The organism is Nonomuraea sp. NPDC002799 (assembly GCF_053592075.1).
Genome location: NZ_JBSFVA010000049.1, coordinates 15,265 through 37,289, shown reverse-complemented (window position 1 = coordinate 37,289; position 22,025 = coordinate 15,265). Strand labels below are relative to the sequence as shown.

At 68.5% G+C, this 22,025-nt stretch carries 20 protein-coding genes; 14 read left to right on the top strand and 6 right to left on the bottom strand.

All coding sequences use genetic code 11. The features are described 5' to 3' along the window. Window positions 1-326 precede the first annotated feature (326 nt). The 5 genes from ACWD0F_RS46355 (at window position 327) to ACWD0F_RS46335 (ending at window position 4,048) form a co-directional block, all read left to right on the top strand. Window positions 327-1,034 carry a type II secretion system F family protein gene (locus ACWD0F_RS46355; protein ID WP_449888678.1) on the top strand — a complete coding sequence of 236 codons (708 nt, stop codon included), beginning with the start codon at window positions 327-329 and terminating at the stop codon, window positions 1,032-1,034. Window positions 1,035-1,069: 35 nt separating this feature from the next. Then, window positions 1,070-1,888: a type II secretion system F family protein gene (locus tag ACWD0F_RS46350; RefSeq protein WP_449888676.1), complete on the top strand. Its 819-nt coding sequence runs from the start codon at window positions 1,070-1,072 to the stop codon at window positions 1,886-1,888. A gap of 685 nt (window positions 1,889-2,573) precedes the next feature. Beyond that, a complete protein-coding gene (locus tag ACWD0F_RS46345; RefSeq protein WP_449888675.1) occupies window positions 2,574-3,089 on the top strand; it encodes a DUF4244 domain-containing protein in 516 nt (171 codons plus the stop codon). Beyond that, the gene (locus tag ACWD0F_RS46340; protein ID WP_449888673.1) at window positions 3,086-3,466 is read left to right on the top strand and encodes a TadE family type IV pilus minor pilin; all 381 of its coding nucleotides are present in this window, start codon (window positions 3,086-3,088) and stop codon (window positions 3,464-3,466) included. The genes ACWD0F_RS46345 and ACWD0F_RS46340 overlap by 4 nt, the downstream gene beginning before the upstream one ends. Window positions 3,467-3,496: 30 nt before the next feature. Next, window positions 3,497-4,048 (top strand): Rv3654c family TadE-like protein, encoded by a 552-nt coding sequence (locus ACWD0F_RS46335; protein ID WP_449888672.1) that lies wholly within the window; start codon window positions 3,497-3,499, stop codon window positions 4,046-4,048. 789 nt (window positions 4,049-4,837) lie between these two features. Here the strand turns inward: ACWD0F_RS46335 and ACWD0F_RS46330 are convergent. Continuing rightward, a complete protein-coding gene (locus ACWD0F_RS46330) occupies window positions 4,838-5,200 on the bottom strand; it encodes a hypothetical protein (RefSeq protein WP_449888670.1) in 363 nt (120 codons plus the stop codon). 1,009 nt (window positions 5,201-6,209) lie between these two features. Between ACWD0F_RS46330 and ACWD0F_RS46325 the strand changes: the two genes are divergently transcribed. Continuing rightward, entirely contained in the window at window positions 6,210-6,539 is a 330-nt protein-coding gene (locus ACWD0F_RS46325; RefSeq protein ID WP_449888669.1) for a hypothetical protein, read from the top strand. A 216-nt stretch (window positions 6,540-6,755) separates the two neighbouring features. Here the strand turns inward: ACWD0F_RS46325 and ACWD0F_RS46320 are convergent, their stop codons facing one another. After that, on the bottom strand, window positions 6,756-9,149 hold the full coding sequence (locus ACWD0F_RS46320) for a DEAD/DEAH box helicase (protein ID WP_449888667.1): 2,394 nt from the start codon (window positions 9,147-9,149) through the stop codon (window positions 6,756-6,758). Between the two features lie 409 nt (window positions 9,150-9,558). Between ACWD0F_RS46320 and ACWD0F_RS46315 the strand changes: the two genes are divergently transcribed. Together ACWD0F_RS46315 and ACWD0F_RS46310 are read left to right on the top strand one after the other, a co-directional pair. Continuing rightward, the gene (locus ACWD0F_RS46315) at window positions 9,559-9,909 is read left to right on the top strand and encodes an STAS domain-containing protein (RefSeq protein WP_043629845.1); all 351 of its coding nucleotides are present in this window, start codon (window positions 9,559-9,561) and stop codon (window positions 9,907-9,909) included. 1 nt (window position 9,910) lies between these two features. Further along, window positions 9,911-10,336, top strand: coding sequence for an ATP-binding protein (locus tag ACWD0F_RS46310; RefSeq protein ID WP_449888666.1), 426 nt, complete (start codon window positions 9,911-9,913; stop codon window positions 10,334-10,336). Window positions 10,337-10,916: 580 nt separating this feature from the next. On the opposite strand, the gene ACWD0F_RS46305 is transcribed toward ACWD0F_RS46310, so the two are convergent. Next, entirely contained in the window at window positions 10,917-12,659 is a 1,743-nt protein-coding gene (locus tag ACWD0F_RS46305; RefSeq protein ID WP_449888664.1) for a CocE/NonD family hydrolase, read from the bottom strand. A 397-nt stretch (window positions 12,660-13,056) separates the two neighbouring features. On the opposite strand from ACWD0F_RS46305, the gene ACWD0F_RS46300 reads away from it, so the two are divergent. The 4 genes from ACWD0F_RS46300 (at window position 13,057) to ACWD0F_RS46285 (ending at window position 17,197) form a co-directional block, all read left to right on the top strand. Continuing rightward, window positions 13,057-13,695 (top strand): TetR/AcrR family transcriptional regulator, encoded by a 639-nt coding sequence (locus ACWD0F_RS46300; protein ID WP_449888663.1) that lies wholly within the window; start codon window positions 13,057-13,059, stop codon window positions 13,693-13,695. Window position 13,696: 1 nt separating this feature from the next. After that, complete coding sequence (locus ACWD0F_RS46295) at window positions 13,697-13,957, top strand: hypothetical protein (RefSeq protein ID WP_449888661.1); 261 nt, start codon at window positions 13,697-13,699, stop codon at window positions 13,955-13,957. Between the two features lie 155 nt (window positions 13,958-14,112). Further along, on the top strand, window positions 14,113-16,431 hold the full coding sequence (locus tag ACWD0F_RS46290; protein WP_449888660.1) for a sodium-translocating pyrophosphatase: 2,319 nt from the start codon (window positions 14,113-14,115) through the stop codon (window positions 16,429-16,431). Between the two features lie 298 nt (window positions 16,432-16,729). Continuing rightward, window positions 16,730-17,197 (top strand): SixA phosphatase family protein, encoded by a 468-nt coding sequence (locus tag ACWD0F_RS46285; RefSeq protein WP_449888659.1) that lies wholly within the window; start codon window positions 16,730-16,732, stop codon window positions 17,195-17,197. Between the two features lie 19 nt (window positions 17,198-17,216). On the opposite strand, the gene serB is transcribed toward ACWD0F_RS46285, so the two are convergent. The 3 genes from serB to ACWD0F_RS46270 form a co-directional block, all read right to left on the bottom strand. Next, entirely contained in the window at window positions 17,217-18,437 is a 1,221-nt protein-coding gene (gene serB / locus ACWD0F_RS46280; protein WP_449888658.1) for a phosphoserine phosphatase SerB, read from the bottom strand. A gap of 84 nt (window positions 18,438-18,521) precedes the next feature. Beyond that, window positions 18,522-19,532 carry an S-adenosylmethionine:tRNA ribosyltransferase-isomerase gene (locus ACWD0F_RS46275; protein WP_449888656.1) on the bottom strand — a complete coding sequence of 337 codons (1,011 nt, stop codon included), beginning with the start codon at window positions 19,530-19,532 and terminating at the stop codon, window positions 18,522-18,524. Then, window positions 19,529-20,185: an SDR family oxidoreductase gene (locus tag ACWD0F_RS46270; RefSeq protein WP_449888654.1), complete on the bottom strand. Its 657-nt coding sequence runs from the start codon at window positions 20,183-20,185 to the stop codon at window positions 19,529-19,531. Before ACWD0F_RS46270 ends, ACWD0F_RS46275 begins: the two co-directional genes overlap by 4 nt. Before the next feature lie 94 nt (window positions 20,186-20,279). Between ACWD0F_RS46270 and ACWD0F_RS46265 the strand changes: the two genes are divergently transcribed. Next, window positions 20,280-21,395 carry a GAF domain-containing protein gene (locus ACWD0F_RS46265; protein WP_449888652.1) on the top strand — a complete coding sequence of 372 codons (1,116 nt, stop codon included), beginning with the start codon at window positions 20,280-20,282 and terminating at the stop codon, window positions 21,393-21,395. Beyond that, window positions 21,392-22,006, top strand: coding sequence for a response regulator (locus ACWD0F_RS46260; protein ID WP_449888650.1), 615 nt, complete (start codon window positions 21,392-21,394; stop codon window positions 22,004-22,006). The genes ACWD0F_RS46265 and ACWD0F_RS46260 overlap by 4 nt, the downstream gene beginning before the upstream one ends. The last annotated feature ends 19 nt before the right edge of the window (window positions 22,007-22,025 follow it).

The following is a 22,025-nucleotide window of genomic DNA, read 5'->3' as shown; positions in this document are numbered from 1 at the left end:
GCCACTCCGGCCGGCCAACCCGAACGCTCACAGACTCGCCCGGCCAACACGGGCGCTCACAAGCCGCCACTCCGGCCGGCCAACCCGAACGCTCACAGACTCGCCCGGCCAACACGGGCGCTCACAAGCCGCCACTCCGGCCGGCCAACCCGAACGCTCAAAGCGCCACATACGCCCGCCCGCCAGCCCACACCACCAGCAGCGATCAGCTCCACGCCAGCCCGGCGTCGTGGAGCCGCCCAGGTGCGCGTGTGGGGCGGTGCGATACGGCACATCTACAGCAGCAAGGTGCCAGGTGCCAGATACCAACGGAGCCGACACAAGCGATGACCCACGCCCTGCTAGCCGCGTTGTCCACAGCCTGCGCCCTCTGGCTGTGGACAGGCCCCGCCGTTGCCACAACCCGCCTGAGGAGACTGACCTCAGCCCGAGAGAGCCCTCGCCGGCAATCCATCCGCAAGCGTCTCACTCGCCCCAGCCCCACCCGCCGAGCGGAAGCCTGGCGCCACGCGTCGATCGAGTTGTGTCAGGCCCTCTCCGCAGAACTCTCGGTCGGCCACACCGCAGGCACCGCCCTGACCAGAGCCATCGCAACAGTCGAGTTCCCTGCCCCTGAGGCCATGCGCCAGGTCATCGCCGCGGCGAGAGACGGCGGCGACGTGCCCGCGGCCCTGACCTCAGCGGCCCCGCAACAGGGCGGCGAAGGGCTACGCCAGCTCGCCGCCTGCTGGGAGGTTGGCGTCACAGTGGGCGCCGGACTGGCAGCCCTGGTCGAACGAGTGGCGAAGACCTTACGTGCAGCCCAGGCCCACCGCCAGGACGTCGCCGCGCAACTGGCCGGCCCGCGCGGCACGGCCAGAATGCTGGCCATACTCCCGGCCTTGGGCCTGCTCATGGCCGGCGCCTTGAACATGCATCCGCTGGACTTCCTGTTCGGCAGCATTCCCGGCCTCATGTGCCTGATCGCGGGACTCGCCCTCGACGCCTGCGGCCTGTGGTGGACCAACCGCATGGCGGCCAAGGCGCAAGGCTGAGATCTCACGAAGATTCCACAGATCGGATAACGCCGATGCTCCCACTGCTGTTCGCCCTGTGTGCCGCCACAGCCGCCGCATGGCTGTGGTTCTCCCCGAGGACCCCAGCGACGCGCCTGTCCCGCCTGCTGCCGGCCGCAGCAAAGACTCTTGTTTTCGCCGGCCGTTCCACAAGCCACCGACGCACTCAAGTCTGGAACGAAGAGCCGCATCAGCCGACGTGGCTGAATCCCACCCAGAAACGCCCGAAGCCCATCGCCACCAGAACGGTCATAGCCGCCACAGTTTCTGGACTGATCACCGCTCTCCTCATCGGAGGCACCCCCGGAATGATCACCGGCCTCCTGGTCGCCCCAGCAGTCGCAACAGTCCTCCACCGGCAGACACCCGAACAGGAGCTTCACGACCGCCAGCGAATAGTCGCGGACCTGCCCTTCGCCGCCGACTTGATGACCGCCTGCCTACTCGCCGGACGTCCCGTGAGCGCCGCCACCGAAATCGCCGCCAAGGCCGTCGCCGGCCCTCTGGGCCAGCGTCTGACCTGGGCGAGCAGCCAACTACGCCTTGGCGCCGACCCGGCCCCCACCTGGGCCTGCCTCGCCCGCGACCCGGAGATGGCCGCACTGGCCCGAGCCATGAGCCGAGCAGCACAAAGCGGCGCCCCCGTCGCGGACGTTCTCACCCGCCTGGCCGACGATGCCCGGGAGAAAGCAAGAGCCGTATCCGTCGCGACGGCCAGAAACGTCGGCGTGAAAGCGGTAGCGCCGTTGGGCCTCTGCTTCCTGCCGGCATTCGTCCTACTCGGAATCGTCCCTGTGATAGCCGGCCTGGCCGCCACAATTATCATTCCGTAACGTCGCCCGCACTATCTACGATGCAACGTGCCACGAATGGGCGCAGGCTTTCGTTCCATGTCAGACGACGCCACAGCCAGAACCTGACCCGTACACGACTACTTCCAAGCCCATATCAGCGCCGTCAACAATGGCCTGAAGCGACATACCCCTGAAGCAGCATGACCTTGGAGAGACACAACCCCCAGGGCAGCATTTTCTTGGTTCGGCATAACCCCCTAGGGCAGCATGTTCCTGGTGTGGCATAACCCTGGAGCAGCAAATCCCTGAGACGGTCTCTATTCGCGAACCGCCCGCCTCACTACCTGCTCAAGCAGCTTTCGGCTGACACCCGCCCGCCGCCCGCATATGTATTCACCCATAAAGCATGGGACGCGCCCACGATCGCTCTAGTTCTCCTTACGCACAGGAGAAGATCTCTGGCCTCTCCTATCTACAGGAGCCACCCTCGGGCCTGCCCTTATGCGCAGGGGCCACCCTCGGGCTTCCCTTATGCGCAGGATTCGGCCTCTGGCCTCCCCTTATCCACAGGAGCCGTCCTCGGGTCTCCCCCCGTCCACAGGAGCGACCTCTGGCTACTCCTTATCCACAGAACACCGCTCGGTTCATGGTCCACCATCCCGTTTCGGCGACCCTTGGATTCCCGCCGGACACCTCCGGCCCGCAACATCTCCTGGAGGCAACGATGCACAGTCCCGCCACCACACCAGACGAGATCAAAGCCACTCCAGCGCGCATAGGCATGCCACGCAGCAACCGCAGGGCCACGCTCTCGCACCGGTTCGAAACGCTCGCGAACCGAATCACCGCTCTCGCGACCCGCTCACCAATCACGTCCGCCGTCAACTCCGCACCCCTCGTCAACTCCGAACCCATCAGCCCCCCACGCGCTGCCAAGGCCGCACCCCACGCCGCCCCCGCAGTCACCGCCAATTCCGCACCCATCAACACCCCGCTCGCCGGCAAATCCGCGCCCACCACCGATCCCGCACCCGACGACCCCGCAAGCGCCGCCGGCAGATGGCGCCATTACGCGACCATCAACCGAGAGCGTGGTATGTCGACAGCCGAGTACGCAGTAGGCACCATCGCGGCCTGTGCCTTCGCCGCTCTCCTCTTCAAAGTGGTCAGCAGCCCAGAGGTCCAGGAATTGCTCACCTCGCTCATAGACAAAGCACTCAACACCAGCACTGGCGGATGACCGTCCGCCACGCGCGGACCTCCAACAGTGAAAGCCGGACGGCATCGCGCGGCTCGGTCACAGCCGAAACCGCCGCGATGCTGCCCGCGCTCATGCTCGTCCTGGCGGCGGCGCTGTGGGCCATTCAGGCCGTCGCCGTCCAACTGGAGTGCGTCGACGCCGCTCGTGCGGCAGCCCGCGCCGCCGCCAGAGGCGAGCCCTTGGACCAAGTCCGCGACCTCGCCCGCACAGCCACCCGCCCAACAGCCCAGATAGCCGTAAGCCGTGACGAAGAAACTACAAAAGTGCAGATCACAGTAGAGGTACGTCCGGCGTGGGGCCATTCGCTGCCAGCAGTCCGCGTATTCGCCACGGCCACCGCCGACACCGAACCGTGAGCACCCTCACGACTCGGAGCCGCACTGCGAGTGAGCCCACGACCTCAGCCTCTCGTGTCCACCTGGGAGTGGGCTGGCCACCTCAGCCGCTTGCGTCCACGGTGCGGGTGGGCTGGCGACCTCAACCGGTCGCGTCCACTGAGCGAATCCATCGAACGCAAGCCCGCGACCAGGAACACGCAAGGAGGAACTATCAAGGACAACGAAAGAGGCTCCGCCACGCTGTGGGGCGTGGGCCTCATGGGACTCCTGATGGCGGTTGCCACGGCGTTCGCGACGGTGGGCTCCGTACGAGTGGCTCGCCATCGTGTTAACAACGCCGCAGACCTCAGTGCTCTGGCCGCCGCCAGACTCGCGCTGCTCGACCCCGAGGGCGCCTGCGCCAAAGCCTCAGCCCTGGCCATGCAGAACGGCGTCCACCTGACTCAATGCAAAATCACGCACGAGATCGCCGACATCTGGACCTCGCTACCGATCTCTATGCCCGTGCTCGGCACCTTGACTTTGCGGGGCAGATCCCGCGCAGGACCAGCGGAATTCACTCCAGCAGAAGGCGGCCACCAGCCAACGAAGGGGTGGTAGGTGGGGCCTACGAGGCAATGTCGCAATCCCGTTACGACTTCTTAGACGTGGTGTCCAAGAATCGGATAACTCCCGTAAGGTTCCGCTTACCCTCGGTCCATGCCATATGCGACAGGGAGTCTGGGAGCGCTAGGACGAAGTCGCTAAGGGGCGGATTCGGGGACGGTCGATGACCGTATCGGCCGGGCGGACTGCACTTCCGGTCGTCGCGTGGACGCCCCAGGGTGGTCAGGCGGCGGGGCTCTCGATGGAGGGAAGCGTCGTGGCGGTAGTCAGCAGAGTGACGGCCGCAGGGCTGGTCGTGGCGGGATGCATCCTGCTCGGCGGACCCGCCCAGGCAACTGCGGTGATGCAGCAGAGCGAGAGTTCGGGGCAGACCGAGAACTCATGGCGGAGTGAGAGCGCTGAGCAGACTGAGAGCTCGGGGCAGATCACGTCACCGTCCGATGGCCAGGTCGTTTCCGGCTCGGCGGTCACCGTTTCAGCCCGTACGGGGCTGATGCAACTGCGCATGGGCCTGTACGTCGAAGGGCCCTCCACGCCCAGCCAGAAGGTTGCCGGAGGTGGGGCCAACCAGTCGATTTCCGGAACATTCGACGCTGGCAATGCTCCGAACGGGTCCTTCACCGTGACCCTCAAGGGAGAGATCACCGGCACCAAGTACGCCAGCAGCACATTCACCCTGCGACGACCCGCCGAGGCCCCGGGCAACGTGAACGCGAGCCGCCAGGGCACTGGCAAGGTACTCGTGACCTGGAGCAAGGGCTCCGAGCCTGATTTGCAGTCGTATCAGGTATCCAACAGCCAGTCCGGCATCGTGGGCAGGCTATCCGCCGAGAGCGCGTGCGCCGGCTCCTCGTGCAAGGCGGCGCTGGCTGTGCCGGCCAAGGCGGCGGGGCAGAAGGTGGGGTTCACGGTCAAGGCGTTCAGGGGTGACGGCGACGGCGGGTCGATCGGGTCGGACGATTCCGCTGCCGCATACGTCACCATCCCCGCCCCTCCCTCGGCGCAGCCGAAGAAGACGGCGACCAATAGCGAACAGTCGCCGAAGACCAACGACGCCAAGAACATCGATCCACTGCCTACGCTGCCCGCCAAAAAGCAGACCGCGGCCGCGAGCAGACCGACGCCCCGCAAGCAGACGACGTCCAAGCTGCCGGACCTCCCCGACACGGATCCGAAGGGCAACCTCCCGATTCCGACCGCCGGGCCATCCGGAGCGGAGCAAGACGAGGCGGGTGGCCTGGCTCCGGCCGATGCGAAGGACGGCGCTGAGCCCGTTCCCGTGCAGACGAGCGAAATCAGGGCGCAGTCGAATGATTCGCCGATGGGAGATATAGGCCAGTACGGCCTGTATGTCGCGGGCGGCCTCCTGTTGCTGCTGCTCGGGGCGCACGCCGGTGCCTGGGCTCGTCGGCGAGCTGTGGTGGTGGGCGCTCCTGGTGGCGGCGTCCACGCAGCCAGGACCGCGAACGGGATACCGACCGCGCCGGGGCAAGGGAATGAGACCGGCGCTGTATTCGGGGTTGGGGCCGGTTCTGGCGCTGGGCAGGGAACTGGAGTCGGTTTTGCCGGCGGGCCCGGCGCTGGAGCCGCTTCTGGTGCTCACTTCGGGGTTGAGGCCGCTCCTGGCGCTGGCTTCGGGGCTGGGGCCGGTTCGGGGTCTGGAGTCGGTTCGGGCGCTGAATTCGGGGTGGGAGTCGGTTCCGGGTCTGGAGTCGGTTCGGGCGCTGGGTTTGGGGTGGAGGTCGGTTCGGGCGGTGGGGTTGCTTCGGGCGAGGGGTTCGGGGTTGGGGCCGGTCCGGGGGGTGGGCCTGGCGGCGGGCCCGCTTTAGGCGCTGAGCCTGGCGGTGGGGTCGGTTTGGGGGTTGGGCCTGGCGGTGGGGTCGGTTCGGGCGCTTGGGGCGGGTCTGGAGCCGGTTCCGGGGCTGGCGCCGCGGCTGGGACAGCCGCCGCTGCTGGCGCGGGTGTCGGTGTGTCATCGGCTGGTGAGAGGCAGGGCGGCCGGCGGGACGACGGTGTCACGCCCTCGACGGCACGTCGGCGGCCTGCTGTGGTCCTGGCCATTGCCAGGACTCGCGCTCCCGATCAGACCCGTGCTCGACAGGCGTTAGCCGGCGAGCAGCCGGATGCTGCGGGTGTGGAGCAGCCGCGGAGGTCCGTGAACGATGAGCAGCGCGAGGGAGCGTCCGACGCGCCTGCGCCGCATGCTCATATCGCTCTGCCCAGCTCAGCGGTGACGGATATCTCTGTGCCCACCGCACACGTCACTCCTCCCGCCGTACGTATCGAGGATCGGTGGGACGACTACCTGCCGCCGTCGCCCAGGTCCATGGAGGACAGTGGGTTCTGGGAGCGTCCGCAGCCAGGGGCCACCGATTTCTGGGCCGCTGATGAGGACAATGGCGAAAAGGATGCCAAGCGGAACGGTGACGGCAAGCAGGATGGAAACTTATATGTCGGCCGTCGGCATTTGGATGGGGCAAGCTAGGCGTTTGTCGTTGACGCCGGAATGGTCCTGGTGCTGGCTTCATAAGAACGGGTCTTATAGCTGACGTTCAGGATGTGAGTGCGCGAGGCGCTTGGTGATGTCTTACGTCGCTGCAGGTGAGCGGGGTTTTCGTTGCTTCGGGGTCGGGACGCGTTTTGTCTGCGTGACGCCTCTGCGGAAGCTGTGATGTAGCTGCCCGGAATGTAAGCGGGACTTTCAGTCTGCGGCAAGAAGGGTGTTCAGGAGGCGGATGGCGCCGCGTTTGTCCAGCGGGTTGTTGCCGTTTCCGCATTTGGGGGACTGGATGCAGGAAGGGCAGCCGCGTTCGCATTCGCAGGAGGTTATGGCTTCGCGTGTGGCCGTCAGCCAGTCCGTGGCGCGGGCGTAACCGCGTTCGGCGAAGCCGGCGCCGCCCTCGTGACCGTCGTACACGAAGACCGTGAGCAGGCTCGTGTCGGCGTGGAGTTCGGTGGAAACGCCGCCGATGTCCCAGCGGTCGCATGTGGCGAAGAGGGGCAGCAGGCCGATGGCGGCGTGTTCGGCGGCGTGAGCGGCTCCGCCGAGGTCGACTCCGGCTTCGGCGAGGGGGGTTACTGCCGAGGCGGGCAGGGTCCACCAGACCGCGCGGGTGCGCAGGGTGCGCGGCGGCAGTTCCAGCGGCTCGTCGCCGAGCATCTCGCCCGACTGGAGGCGCCTTTTGATGTACGACACCACCTGGCGGGTCACCTCGACCTCTCCGAAGTGAAGGGTGCCGGGCCCCAGGGAGGTGGAGCGTTGCGTGGTGAGGATGGAGATTTCGGTTATGTCCCGAGCGAACGTTGTGTAGTCCGGGTTGGCGCTGGAGACCAGGGCGACTCCGGCCTCCAGATCCAGCAGCTCTACCAGGAAGGTCTCACCCTGGTGCAGGTAGATCGCGCCTGTATGGACCGCGGTATGCGCGGAGGGCTCGTCCACGCTGCCCAGGAGGCGGCCGGTCGACGACTCCACGACCTGGATGGGGGCGCCCCCGCCGCCACGGATGTCCGCCAGGTCGGTGGCGCGCTCGCGCCTGGTCCAGAACCAGCCTGCCGGGCGCTGCCGGAGCAGGTTCTGGGTGACCAGGTCCGCCAGGACGTTCGAGGTGGTGGCGCCGAAGATCGGGATGTCGTCCTCGGTCAGCGGGATCTCGGCGGCCGCGGCGCAGAGGTGGGGGCCCAGGACGTACGGATTGTCGGGGTCGAGGACGATCGCCTCCACGGGCTGGCCGAACAGGGCCTGCGGATGGTGCACGAGATAGGTGTCCAAAGGGTCGTCCCTGGCGATCAGCACGGCGAGCGCGTCCTGGCCGTCGCGGCCCGCTCGGCCGGCTTGTTGCCAGAGGGAGGCCCTGGTGCCGGGCCAGCCTGCGATGAGGACGGCGTCCAAGCCCGAGACGTCCACACCGAGTTCGAGGGCGTTTGTGGTGGCCAGGCCCATGAGCGTGCCCGCGCGGAGGGCCTTTTCCAGGACTCGGCGGTCTTCGGCGAGGTAGCCGGCTCTGTAGGCGGCGACCTTGTTGGGGAGGTCGGCGAGGTCTGACAGCTCTGGGAGCGCCCAGGTAAGGGCGGAGGGCTCCGGTGTTGTGCGCGGATCGGTGGTGGAGGTTGGTGCCGGGTTCGGTCGGGTGTTGGGGTCTGGTGTTGGGTGCGGATCGGTGGTGGTTTCAGGTGCGGGGCGCGGTTCGGTGGTGGTTTCAGGTGCGGGGCGCGGTTCGAGGGTGGTTTCTGGTGCGGGGCGCGGTTCGAGGGTGGTTTCTGGTGTGGGGTGCGGTTCGGTGGTGGGGGTCTGTGCCGGGTTCGGCTCGGTGGTGAGGTCCGGTGTTGGGTGCGGCTCGGGTGCGGGGGTGAAAGGGGTGGAGAAGGCGACGTCGGCGAGTTTGGCTCGGGCCGTCAGGGCGACCGTCTCGGCTCCGCGGCGCGAGCGGACGAAGGCGAGCGTGCGGACGTCTGCCAGAACGAGATCCGCCAGCAAATCCGCCGCCTCCGCCGTAGCCGTCCGCCGCACCGGCGCCCCTCCCTCGCCCCGTAGCTCCGTCAGAGGCGGCTCCCACAGCGCGATGGTGGTTGAGCCCTTGGGCGAGGTGTCCACGGTCACCTCGTCCATCTCAAGCCCCGTCAGCCTCATGGCGAACGCCCCCGGCTCGCTGGCCGTCGCCGACGCGAGCAGGAAGGTGGGCTGCGAGCCATGGCGGGAGCAGACGCGGCGCAGACGGCGCAGGATCTGGGCGACGTGGGAGCCGAAGACACCGCGGTAGCCGTGGCACTCGTCGACGACGACCATGCGCAACCGCCGGAAGAACGACGACCACTGGGCGTGGCGGGGGAGGATGCCGCGGTGGAGCATGTCCGGGTTCGTGAGGACGTAGTTGGCGTGCTGGCGTATCCAGGTGCGTTCCTCGAAGGGCGTGTCGCCGTCGAAGCTGGCGGCGCGGAGCTGGGTGATGCGCAGCTCACGCAGGCCGCGAAGCTGGTCGGCGGCGAGGGCCTTCGTCGGCGTCAGGTAGAGGACCGTCCCACCGTCGAGACAGGAGGCGACCGCGGGAGTGAGGTACGCCAGTGACTTCCCCGACGCCGTACCTGTTGAGATGATCACGTTTCGGCCACGGAATGCCAGGCTGGCGGCCTCGTACTGGTGAGGCCAGAGTCCTGTCACCCCGCGGTTCGCCAAGCGCGTAACAAGGACTTCGGGCGTCCATTTGGGCCATTGGACTTGACCCGCCTGACGTGCTGGAACATGCTCCACGTGGGTGACACGCTCGTGACGTGCGGGAACACCGAGCAGGTGGCGGAGGAGTGGACCTGCCTGTTGTGGGGAGGATGCGGAGGAAGTCACTGTTTCCAGTCTTGCATCGATGGGCAAAGTCGCCGGGAATCGTGATTTCGTATAGACACAAGCCGGACGCGTGGTTGAATGCCGCGCGTCAGGGTCGGACGGTCTGGGGCCACGCTCCAGACTGCCAGGCCCAAGAGGGTACTTTCGCAGGCGAGGCGCTGGAGGATCTGTGGATCTGAAGTTGGATCACCGCACCGAAGACCGACTCACCATCGTGGAGGTCGAAGGTGAGATCGATGTCTACACGGCGCCGAGATTGCGTGAGCTCCTCATCGACCTGGTGAACAAGGGAAACTTCCACCTTCTCGTCAACATGGAGAAGGTCGACTTCCTTGACTCGACGGGCCTCGGTGTCCTGGTCGGGGGGCTCAAGAGGGTTCGTGCGCACGACGGCTCGCTGGAGTTGGTCTGTACGCAGGAGCGGATCCTCAAGATCTTCCGGATCACTGGTCTGACCAAGGTCTTCGGGATCTACGCTTCGGTCGACGAGGCCAAGGAAGCTCACGGCAAAGACAAGTAGCATGGCTACCGTCGAGCTGACGTTCAGCGCGCTGCCCGCACACGTGCGGACCGCCCGGCTGGTGGCGACGGCTATCGCTCGCCGCACTGGCGTGCAGGAGTCGCTGCTGGACGAGGTCAGGCTCGCCGTGGGTGAGGCATGCTCCCGGGCAGTCGAGGCGCACCGTGCCCACTGTCCGGGCGAGCCCATCCGCATCGAGCTACGTGACGACTCCGGACGTTTCGAAGTCACGGTCAGCGATCAGGCCCCCGGTGATGAGATCAAGCAAGAGCAGCCGCTGGATCTGGGCATGCTCTCTGACTCGTTCATGTCAGGCTTCGGCATCGCGGTCATCGAAGGTTTGGCCGATGATGTCCAGGTCTTCCCCACCCCAAAGGGGACGAACATTCGCATGAGCTGGCCGGCCTCCAACGGGATCTCTCCCTGATCGTTTGAGGTTCTGGGGACGGGTGGCGGCGTGCCGCGATCTCCCGCCGCACGTCCCACGACCTTTCCTTCTTGTACGGCACAGCCAAGCAGGCGCCACCCGCCGACCATGGCCACGGCCTCCAGGGAGCCGCCCGCTGACCCGCACGGGGCCGGTCGCCGTCACGGCGCACGGGCACCGTGGATTCCGTTGGGGTGACCTGGCGATGGGTCGTGGGCAGGGTCGGCCCGCACGCCGGATGGATCGCGGGCCGTCCGGTCGGCTCAGTGTGGCTGCGGGCGTGGCAGGAAAGCGCTTGTTGTGGCAGAGGGAGCGCTTGTCGCGTGATGAGGGACGTGGCCGTGGCGCTTGTTCGCGTGAGCTGGTGTGGTTCGCAAGGGTCTGAGCGGCTGAGCCCGGCCGACCGGCGCGGGCTGACCGCTCTGTTCCCGTCGCATCCGAACCTGTGTGCGGCGCTTCGAGCTCGACATGAGTGGGGACGGCGTCCCGCTCAACCCGCCCGGCTGATGTGGATACGGGCAGGCTGTGTGTGCCGGCCACCTCGGTGAAGCAGGCCCGCAGCACGTCGTGCGACGCGGCGCTATCGCGCCTGGACGGGCAGTTGCAGGTAGGAGGCGTGTTCGCCGCCGGTGTGGATGACGTGCTGTCCGCTGTTGGCCGGGGTGTACTCGACCAGCCTGGGCATCATCGGTCCGAGGAGGTGCCGGCCGCTGATGATGAGGCGGAGCTGTTCGCCGGCGTGGAAGGCGAGGCCGATCGGGAGCAGGTCGATGTCGATGTCGACGATCTGGCCGGGTGAGAGCTTCTCGATCCGATCGAAGCTGTGAGCGGGTACGGCATCGGTCGACAACGTTTCGTCCAGGTGGCGCGCCGAGACGCGCAGGCGTCCGTCGGATCCCTTGTACCGCAGGATCGAGGCGCCGCGCTCGGTGAGGTCTTGGGCCGGGGCGCTCTGGTTGGGCACGGTGAACTGCTGCAGCGGCGTGCCGTAGGCGTCGAGCTTCTGGACGAGAATGAACAGGTCCATGTCGTCGGCCCCTCGGGCTTCGACACAGAGGTGCGCCTTCGGGTAGCCGACCAGCACGGTCTCCTGGTCGAACCGCCTGACGAACGACACCGCATCCGGGTTCGATCCGACGTCGTAGAGCGCCGTCACCTCCTCCGTCGGTGCGGTCGTGACCAAGGCGCGCGAGCGGCCGTCGAGGTAGTACCTCGTCGAGGTGACGTCCGCGGGAGGGAACTCCTGCGCGGCGATGTTGACCCGGTCACCGCCTTGGAGGTCGAGGACGGAGTAGCGGACGCGAGGCGTCTGCTCCCACCCGTTGTCGGCGCCCTTGAGGTGGTGGTCGAAGAACCGGCGCAGATCCTCCCTGTTGGCCTCGTCGTAGTAGTCGGGCCACTCCTGGCTGTTGTGGATGCGCAGCCACTTGTCCGGTGAGGCCATCCGCCGCCAGGCGCGGAACGTTCCCGCGGTGTGCAAGGTGTTGGAGTAGCTGGCCACAACGTACGCCGGCACCGTGATCCGGTCGAAGCGCGGGATCTTGTTCTCCCACAGGTCGTTCATGAGCGCATAACGCTCGGCCTCCGCGAGGATGTCCTCTTTGCAGCTTTTGCCCCAGAAGCTGTGGTCCCGCAGTTGCCTGGCGAACCCGTGATCAGGCATGCCGCCCCGCATCACCAGGTCGCGGTAGACGTCGCTCACGCCCTCCCACGGATTGATCGCCGCCAGATGCGGAGGTTGTTCGGCTGCGGTGAACCACTGCGAGACCGCGAGGTAGGAGGTCCCGCTCATCGCGACTTTGCCGGTGCACCACTCCTGGACGGCCAGCCACTCGATCAGATCGTGGCAGTCGCGGCCCTCCTGGCGATCCCACAGGACGCTGTCGCCTTCGCAGTTGGCCACACCTTGGACATCGGGATTGCAGATCGCGTAGCCCTGCGCGCACCAGTAGGCCGGGTCCGGGCCCTCGAACTTCTCCAGACCTGAGACGATCTTGTTGTCCAGCCCGACCAGCCCGAACACCCCCATCACGCTGGTGGAGGTGCCCTGGCCCTTGCCGTAGGGGCTCCACGCCACGATGACCGGCACCTTCTCCGCCCCAGCGGGACGAAGCACGTCGACATAGATCGTCACACCGTCTCGCAGGGTGACCGCTACGTCCTTCTCCAGCACGATGTCGACCGGGATGGGGCGGAACGCGGGCGCGATCTGGAAACCCGCCGGCAGGGTTCGCGTACCTGGCTCGAACCCGCTCAAAACGCCGTACCTGTCACCCGGCTCCAGCGGGTGGGATGGCATATAGACCTTCTGGTCCTCGCTCATGGCGAGCTCCCTTGTCTTGCGTTCCAGGACCGGCTGCGTAGTGGTCCGTTTCTTGCGCAGGCCGAAACGGCTGCGTTCCGGTGCTCGGTGTGCACCTGCGGGCCGCGCGCTTGCGGGCTGTTCAGGCAGGTCAAGGCATCACCGGCTGTCCCCAGCGTACGTCTGTCAGCCAGTTATATCAACATGCGTTGATATGATCGGAGAGTGTGATGGGTCACGGCGCCTTGCGGCTGCGCTGAGCCTTGCCCGTCTGGCCCCGAGTGTGTTCTCCGATGAATTGGCGAAGTCAACAAACGTTGATATAATCCACCGGTCGCCCAGCGCGGCGATCGGCCTCTTGGGTGCGACAAGGACACCAGACCTGCCCGGTGTCGCTGGGCGTTGAGGGGGTGCTGGTATGGCGTCAAGCCGGGATGCCGCCTCGCCCGGGCGGCGCGGCCGTAGACCAGGTCAGAGTGAAACGCGACAGGCCATCCTCGACGCGGCGCGGTCTCGCTTCGCCACCGACGGTTTCACGGCCACGACGATCCGCAGGATCGCAACGGACGCGGGGGTCGACGCTGCCCTGGTCATGCAGTTCTTCAAGTCGAAGGACGAGCTTTTCGGCGCTGTCATGTCCGTGCCACCGGCCGCGCTCGCGCGCATGATCGACGCATGGCAAGGTCCTGAGGACGGCATCGGGGAGCGCGTCACGCGCGCTTTTCTCGGTGTCTGGGAAGGCGATCCGCAGGCGTCCGAATCACTGCTGGCGATGCTCCGCGGTGCGATCGCTCAGGAACAGGCGGCCGCGCAGCTCCGTGACTTCATCGAGGCCCGACTGATGAAGGGTGCCCACGCACACCTGCGGGACGACGACGACACACGCCTGCGTGTGGGCCTCGCCGCGGCCATGCTGGTGGGGATCATCGTCGCCCGACGCATCGTTCGCGTACCGACCATCGCGAACGAAAGCCTGGACTCGATCGCGGCCACCGCGGCCACCGCGTTGCAGGCACTGCTCGCACCCCGAGCGGGAGTTGAGGGTCCGACGCGATGACATGTGGCTGCGGGCCGAGATCGCCCAGGACCTGAACGCGGCCGCGAAGGTCGACCATGACATGGCAGCGGTGAAGGCGTTCGCGGCGAGCGACACGGGCATCCTGGCTTCGGCCGAGGTGGTTTCGGGTGGGGTGTATCTGGTTGTTGTCATGACCGTAACCTCGGGAAATTCCCCTTGTCAGAAGACAAACCGGGTCGCTGTCTGGGAATTACTGGACGCTTGCACAATTAGCGGCCGCGAGAGCCTTCATATCCGTTGAGTGCCTGCGTAGACTCCCGGCACCGGCCAAGGTGATCCAGCGGAACTGCGGAATCAACCGGAAGCGGCACCCACAACCCGGATGGTGCCGCAACACCCGCCGCGGAAGAGTGCAGCACCGCCCGGGCAGGACGACCGGTCTTGCCGAGGAGAATGATGAGCAGGCACATGCTGGCAGCGGAGCCAGCGTCCAATCTGGCTTTGAGCGGAAACAATCTCACCATCGTGATCGTGGTCGCCGCGGTCGCACTTATCGCGCTAGCCGTCGCCGGCGGACTGGTGCGCGAAGTCCTGTCCGCCGGCCAAGGCACCGAGCGGATGCAGAACATCGCCCGGGCCGTACAAGAAGGCGCAGCCGCCTATCTCACGCGCCAGTTCCGCACGTTGGCGATCTTCGTCGTCGTGATTCCCTTCCTTTTGCTCCTGCTACCGGGAGACGCCGACGTACGCATAGGACGGTCGGTCTTCTTCGTGGTCGGTGCGGTGTTCTCCGCGCTGACCGGGTTCATGGGCATGTGGCTGGCCGTGCGCGGGAACGTCCGTGTCGCCGCCGCGGCCAACGACTCGGGCGAGAAGCGGGCCATGCGCATCGCTTTCAGGACCGGGGGCGTGGCGGGGATGTTCACCGTGGGCCTCGGCCTGCTCGGTGCGGCCGTGGTCGTGTTCGTCTACCAGGGCGACGCGCCCGGCGTGCTCGAAGGGTTCGGGTTCGGGGCGGCGCTGCTCGCGATGTTCATGCGAGTCGGCGGCGGCATCTTCACCAAGGCCGCCGACGTCGGCGCCGACCTGGTCGGCAAGGTCGAGCAGGGCATTCCTGAGGACGACCCGCGCAACGCCGCCACCATCGCCGACAACGTGGGCGACAATGTCGGCGACTGCGCCGGCATGGCGGCCGACCTGTTCGAGTCGTACGCGGTCATGCTGGTCGCCAGCCTCATCCTGGGCAAGGTGGCCTTCGGCGAGCAGGGACTGATCTTCCCCCTGATCGTCCCGATGATCGGCGTGATCACCGCGATCATCGGCATCTTCGTCACCGGGATGCGCGCCGGCGACCGCAACGGCATGGCCGCCATCAACCGCAGCTTCTTCATCTCCGCCGCGATCTCCGCGGTGCTGGTCGCGGTCGCCGCGTTCTGGTACCTGCCCAGCAGCTTCAGCGGCCTGACCGGCTCCAGCGTGCAGTCCACCGCCGACCCGCGGCTCATCGCGATCGGCGCGGTCCTCATCGGCCTGGTGCTGGCCAGCGCCATCCAACTGCTGACCGGCTACTTCACCGAGACCAACCGCCGTCCCGTACGCGAGATCGGCGAGAGCTCGGCGACCGGCCCCGCGACCGTCATCCTGGCCGGCATCAGCGTCGGCCTGGAGTCGGCCGTCTACTCCGCCCTGATCATCGGCGGCGCGGTCTATGGCGCGTTCCTGCTCGGGTTCGGCAACGTGACGATCGCGCTGTTCGCGGTGGCACTGGCGGGCACGGGTCTGCTGACGACGGTCGGCGTCATCGTGTCCATGGACACCTTCGGCCCGGTCTCCGACAACGCCCAGGGCATCGCGGAGATGTCCGGTGACGTCGAGGGCGAGGGCGCGCGCGTCCTCACCAGCCTCGACGCCGTCGGGAACACCACCAAGGCCATCACCAAGGGCATCGCCATCGCCACGGCCGTACTGGCGGCGACCGCGCTGTTCGGCGCGTTCCGCACCGCGGTGGAGACCGAGCTGGCCACGGCCTCCGCGTCGATCAAGTCCGCGCTCGGCTCATTCTCCACCTTCAGCCTCAGCATCGATCAGCCGAACGTCCTCGTCGGGCTGATCATCGGGGCAGCGGTGGTGTTCCTGTTCTCCGGGCTGGCGATCTCCGCCGTCGGGCGGGCCGCGATGCGCGTGGTCTTCGAGGTACGCAACCAGTTCCGCACCAAGCCCGGCATCATGGACGGCACGGAGATGCCCGACTACGGCCGCGTCGTCGACATCTGCACCCGCGACTCGCTCCGCGAGCTGGCCACCCCCGGTCTGCTGGCGGTCATGACCCCGATCGCGGTCGGCTTCGCTCTGGGATATGCGCCGCTGGGCGCGTTCCTGGCCGGGGCCATCGCCTGCGGCACCCTGATGGCGGTCTTCCTGTCCAACTCCGGCGGTGCGTGGGACAACGCCAAGAAGCTGGTCGAGGACGGGCACCACGGCGGCAAGGGCTCGCCGGCGCACGAGGCCACGATCATCGGCGACACGGTGGGCGACCCCTTCAAGGACACGGCCGGGCCTGCCATCAACCCGCTGATCAAGGTGATGAACCTGGTGGCGCTGCTCGTCGCGCCGGCGGTCGTGACGTACGCGGGAAGCCCGGCCGTGCGCATCGGCATCACCGTGGTGACGGTGGGCGTCGTGGTGGGGGCCATCATCGTCTCCAAGCGGCGGTCGGTCGCCAGCGAGCCGGTCAACAACGATCATGATCGGGAGCAGGAGCCCGTCCCGTCCTGACGGGCCTCCCACTCTGTGACGATGTGAAACGCCCGCTCTCGCGCGCTTCGGCCGACGGGGGCGGGCGTTTTCGCGCCCATGAAGCCGGAAAGCCGCAAAAGCGCTCAGAGAAGGGGGCTGAGGGCTCTGGGAGCAGGCGGGCGCGGACCCCGGCCCCCGCGATGGGAAACTGGTCGCGTGGAAGATGACAAGCAGCCCAACGGCGGAAAGGCCCTGGGCATGATTCTGCTGGCGATGCTCGTCATCCTGGCCGCGATAGTCGGCCTGGGCATCTGGGCTTCGAAGACAGGATGACCGCGTGCGGACCTTGATCGTGTTGCGTCATGCCAAAGCCGCCCAGGTCCCCGGGCTGGCCGACCAGGAGCGCCCGCTGACGGACCGGGGGGAGCGGGACGCCAAGCGGGCGGGCGACGAGATCCGGGCGTCCGGGCTCACCCCGGACGCCGTCCTGTGCTCGCCGGCACTCAGGACCCGGCGCACCGCCGAGATCGCTTTCCCCGAGGCGGAGATCGGCTACGAGCGCGACATCTACGAGGCCTTTCCGGAGGAGCTGCTGGAGCTCGTCCGCCGGGCCGGCCCCGAGCTCGGCACCGTGGTGTTGTGCGGGCACAATCCGGGCGTGCACGAGCTGGCCCTGGGGCTGGCCGGCGGCGACTACGTGTTCCGTCCTGGGGCGTTCGCGGTGATCGAGGTGGACTCCGCCTGGAGCGATCTGTCGCCGGGCGAAGGACGCCTGGTCAGCCGCTGGGACCCCAAGGAGGACTGACCCGGCAGAGCGCCGGGGCTCAGCCGGCGCTCAGCACGCCGTCCTCGGCGTCCGCCGCCTCGACCTCGTCACGCGAGATGCCCAGCAGGTAGAGGATGGAGTCGAGGTAAGGCGTGTTGACCGCCGTGTCCGCGGCCTGGCGCACCACCGGCTTGGCGTTGAACGCGATGCCCAGCCCGGCCGCCGCGATCATGTCCAGGTCGTTGGCCCCGTCGCCGATGGCCACCGTCTGCGAGATGGGCAGCCGGGCCTCCGCCGCGAACCTCTCCAGCGCCCGCGCCTTCCCCGGCCGGTCCACGATCTCGCCCACGACCCGCCCGGTCAGCCGGCCGTCGACGACCTCCAGGACGTTCGCCGCCGAGTAGTCGATGCCGAGCTCCGTCACCAGGCCGTCGGTGATCTGCGTGAACCCGCCGCTGACGATCGCGAAGCGGTAGTCGAGGCGCTTGAGCGTGCGCACCAGCGTACGGGCGCCGGGCGTGAGCACGACCTCCTTGCGCACCTGGTCGAACACCTCGGCGGGCAGCCCTTCGAGCAGCGCGACCCGGCGCCGCAGCGACTCGGCGAAGTCGAGCTCGCCGCGCATGGCCTGCTCGGTGACCCGGGCGACCTCTTCGAGGCACCCCGCGTGCGCCGCCAGCAGCTCGATGACCTCGCCCTGGATGAGGGTGGAGTCGACGTCCATGACGATCAGCCGCTTGGCGCGCCGGGACAGGCCGGTGCGCTGGACGGCCACGTCGACCTCCTGGGCCGCCGCCTCCGCCGCCAGCTCGACGCGCAACGACAGGGGGTCGGCGCCGGAGACGGACAACTCGATGCAGGTGACGGGCCACTGGGCGAGACGTTCGATGCGGTCGATGTTCGCGCCGGCGGCGGCGATGCGGCCGGCGATGCCCGCGATGGCGGCCGGCTGCAAGGTGGCGCCGAGCACGCTGACCGACAGGCGGCCGCGGCGACGCTGCTCCTTGGCCTGGGATCCGGTGGAGAGCTCCACCTCCATGCCGAGGTCTTCGGCCACCCGCTCGACGGCGGTCCACATGGCGCCGAGCGTGGTGCCGGTGCCGGTCGACGGGCCGCCCGCGTAGGCGACGAGCACGCCGAGTGTGAGCCGGCCTCGGATGACAACCTGTTCGATGTCCGAGACTGTCACGGGAAAGCTGGAAAGGACGGAGAAAAGCCTCGAGGTGACGCCCGGCCGGTCCGGGCCGTTCAGGGTGATCAGGAGGGTGCGCTGGTCCACATCCAGCCACGGTACTGCGCCCGAACCGATGCTCGTGAAGCAGGGGCCCGCAAAAGCGACGGCGATGTCCGCAGAATCAGCCCGTTATGTCCGCAGGATCAAGTGAGTGTCGCCGAACTCGTGCCACAGGTACCCCTCCCGCAACGCCGCCTCGTACGCCCGCGCCAGCACCGGCTCGCCCGCGATGGCGCTCAGCATGAGCAGATGGCTGGACCGCGGCTCGTGCAGGCCCGTGATCAGCCCCGTGACGGCCCGCACGCCGCCCTCAGGCGTCACGACGTGCCGCGTCCACCCCCTGGCGGCCCGCACGACCCCGTCCGCGCCCGCGACCGTCTCCAGCGCCCGTACGACGGTCGTCCCGGCCGCCACCACCCGGTTCCCGCTCTCGCGCGCCAGGTTGACCAGCCGCGCCGTGGCCGCCGGCACCTCGAACCGTTCGGCGTACGGCGGCTCGTCCTTCTCCGGCGAGGCCACGCCCGTGTGCAGCGTGATCGGCGCGATCCCGACGCCGCGCGCGACCAGGGCCGTCACCAGCTCAGCGGTGAACGGCCGGGCCGCGCTCGGCATCTCCGCGCTCCCCGGCACGGTCGCGAACACGGTCTGGTAGGCGTCGATCGGCCAGTCCCGGTCAACGTACGAGTACCGGATCGGCACCCCGTGCACCCGCAGGTACGCCTCCACGTCACGATCCAGCGAGGCCCGCCACAACCGCGGCGTCTCCCGCTCGATGAGCCGCAGCGTGGCCCCTCCCGGCAGCGGCAGCCACTCGCCCGCCTCGCCCCCGCCGTAGGGCTCGGAGGACTTCGAGGTACGGCGGCGCAGCTCCACCAGCCACGTGCCGTCCTCCCTGGCGGTGGAGAAGTGCACGGCCAGGCGGTCCAGCCGGACGGCCGACGGCAGGGTCGCCGAGTTGTTCACCACGATCAGGTCACCGGGGTCGAGCAGCCCGGCCAGGTCGCTGAAGCGGTGGTGGGAGGGGGCGAGCTCGCCACGCGAGACCATCAGGCGCACGCCGTCCCTGGACAACCCCCTGGCCTCCGGCGGTTCGTGGGCCGACAGACCTGCGGGCAGCACGAAGTCGAGTGCCAGGGTCATTGCAGGCTCACCTTGCCGCTGGCGGGGCGGGCGCTGACCAGGTCGTGCAGCGTGGCGGCCACCTTGGCGGGGTCGGCGGCGCCCGCGGCCTCCTCGGCGCCCACCGCGTCGGCGAGCATGCGGGTGTTCATCTCGCCCGGGTCGACCCACCAGATCCGCAGCGCGGGCTCCTCGGCGGACAGGACGTTGGAGAGCTGCTCCAGGGCGGCCTTGGTGGCGCCGTAGCCGCCCCAGCCCTCGTACGCGCCGGTGGCGGCGTCGGAGGTGATGTTGACGACGGCGCCGCCGGCGGCGCGCAGGGCCGGCAGCGTGGCCTGGATGAGGGCGAGGGGCGCGGTCACGTTCGTCTCCAGCAGCACCCTGAACGCCTCCAGCGGGTAGCCCGCCAGCGGTGGGAGCGGGGTGACGCCGAGATCACCGGCGTTGTTGACCAGCAGGTCCAGCTCGGGCGCCGCGCGCGCCAGCCGTTCGACGTGGTCCGGGTCCGTCACGTCCCCGGGCAGCGCGACGGCGCCGAGCTCGCCGGCCACCCGCCGCAGGGTGTCCGCGCCGCGGGCGGTGAGCACGAGGTTCCAGCCCGCTGCCGCCAGGGACCTCGCCAGGGCGAGGCCGAGACCGCGGGAAGCGCCGGTGATCAGTGCGGTGTTCGTCATGGGTCCGACGGTACGAACGCGGCGCCCGCCGGGCATCGGGCGCAGGACCCGCCGGTGCCTGGGCCCATCGTCCTAGGACCATAAGCTGGGTCGCGTGACCCCCGACCGAGACGCGATCCTGCAGGCGGTGAGCTCCGCCGTGCTCGCGGTCACCCGCCACCTGTCGGTGCGCGAGGTGCTGCAGGTCATCGTGCGTTCGGCGCAGCGCCTGCTCGACGCCCGCTACGCCGCGCTCGGCGTGCCCGACGACGACGGGTCGTTCGCCGAGTTCGTCGCCGAGGGTCTCACCGACAAGCAGTGGGAGGCGATCGGCCCGCTGCCCCGGCAGCATGGCATGCTCGGCGCGATGCTCCGCGAGGGGGTCCCGGCCCGGCTGCCCGACCTGCGCAAGGACCCGAGGTTCGAGTGGTGGCCGAAGGCGCATCCGGTGATGAAGGACTTCCTCGGCGTCCCGATCCGCGACGGCGAGCGGGTGCTCGGCATCATCTTCCTGGCCAACAAGCGCACCCCCGGCGGGTTCACGCAGGCCGACCAGGATCTGCTCACGTTGTTCGCGGCGCACGCCGCCATCGCGCTGACCAACGCCAGGCTCTACGAGGACGGCCGCGAGCTGGCCATGCTCGAAGAGCGCAACCGGATGGCCCGCGAGCTGCACGACGCCGTCACGCAGAAGTTGTTCTCGCTGCGGCTCACCGCCCAGGCCGCCGCGACCATGCTCGACAAGGCGCCCGACAGGGTCGCCGTCGAGCTCGAACGCGTCCAGCGGCTGGCCGGCGAGGCCCTGGCCGAGCTGCGGGCGGTGATCGTCGAGCTGCGCCCGGCCGAGCTCGACCGGCACGGCCTGGCCGAGACGCTGCGCAAGCACGTGCGCCTGCTCGACCGGATCCACGAGTCCGAGGTCGTGTTCGAGTGCGACGAGCTGCCGTCGCTGGGCCCGGAGGTGGAGGTGGCGGTGCTGAGGGTGGCCCAGGAGGCGCTGCACAACGCGCTGCGCCACTCCGGAGCCGCCCGCGTCTCCGTACGCCTGGCCTGCGCGGGCGGCCGGCTGGCGCTGACCGTGCGGGACGACGGCGACGGGTTCGACCAGGCGGAGTCGCGCGGGCTCGGCCTGGTGTCGATGCGCGAAAGGGCCGAGTCGCTCGGCGGTGTCATGACCGTGGAGTCGGCCCGGCACGCGGGGACGACGGTGCACGTGGAGGTGGACGTTTGATCCGGGTGCTGATCGCCGACGATCATCCAGTGGTGCGGCAGGGGCTGCGCACGTTTCTCGACCTGCAGGACGACATCACGGTCGTCGGCGAGGCGGCCGACGGGGCACAGGCCGTCGACCTGGTCGGGGAGCTGGCCCCCGACGTGCTGCTGCTGGATCTGAAGATGCCGGTGCTCGACGGGCTCGGCGCGCTGGAGCGGCTGGCCGGCTCCACGACCCGGATCGTCGTGCTGACCTCGGTGAGCGACCGCTACGACGTGGCTCCCGCGATGCGGGCCGGGGCGTCGGGGTTCCTCTACAAGGACGTCGATCCGACGGCGCTCGTCCAGGCCGTGCGGGCGGTGCACGGCGGGCAGGTGCTGCTCGCTCCCGAGGCGGCCGAGGCGATGCTCGCCACGCCCAACGGCGCTTCCGGGTCGGTGCCGCTGACCGAGCGCGAGCGCGAGGTGCTGGCGCTGATCGCGGCCGGCCGGTCCAACAGGGAGATCGCGCGGAGCCTCGCCGTGGCGGAGAAGACGGTCAAGACGCACGTCTCGAACGTGCTGATGAAGCTCGGCGTGCAGGACCGCACCCAGGCCGCGCTCTACGCGGTACGGCACGGCCTGGGCTGATCCGGGGCGTCAGGGCCCG

Bases quoted from the DNA above. Each gene is read 5' to 3' on its own strand.
- ACWD0F_RS46340 (WP_449888673.1), top strand. From the start codon at position 3,086: ATGACCGTCCGCCACGCGCGGACCTCCAACAGTGAAAGCCGGACGGCA.
- ACWD0F_RS46355 (WP_449888678.1), top strand. From the start codon at position 327: ATGACCCACGCCCTGCTAGCCGCGTTGTCCACAGCCTGCGCCCTCTGG.
- ACWD0F_RS46310 (WP_449888666.1), top strand. From the start codon at position 9,911: ATGGCTACCGTCGAGCTGACGTTCAGCGCGCTGCCCGCACACGTGCGG.
- ACWD0F_RS46300 (WP_449888663.1), top strand. From the start codon at position 13,057: ATGGCGTCAAGCCGGGATGCCGCCTCGCCCGGGCGGCGCGGCCGTAGA.
- ACWD0F_RS46295 (WP_449888661.1), top strand. From the start codon at position 13,697: ATGTGGCTGCGGGCCGAGATCGCCCAGGACCTGAACGCGGCCGCGAAG.
- ACWD0F_RS46290 (WP_449888660.1), top strand. From the start codon at position 14,113: ATGAGCAGGCACATGCTGGCAGCGGAGCCAGCGTCCAATCTGGCTTTG.
- ACWD0F_RS46350 (WP_449888676.1), top strand. From the start codon at position 1,070: ATGCTCCCACTGCTGTTCGCCCTGTGTGCCGCCACAGCCGCCGCATGG.
- ACWD0F_RS46345 (WP_449888675.1), top strand. From the start codon at position 2,574: ATGCACAGTCCCGCCACCACACCAGACGAGATCAAAGCCACTCCAGCG.
- ACWD0F_RS46305 (WP_449888664.1), bottom strand. From the start codon at position 12,659: ATGAGCGAGGACCAGAAGGTCTATATGCCATCCCACCCGCTGGAGCCG.
- ACWD0F_RS46270 (WP_449888654.1), bottom strand. From the start codon at position 20,185: ATGACGAACACCGCACTGATCACCGGCGCTTCCCGCGGTCTCGGCCTC.
- ACWD0F_RS46275 (WP_449888656.1), bottom strand. From the start codon at position 19,532: ATGACCCTGGCACTCGACTTCGTGCTGCCCGCAGGTCTGTCGGCCCAC.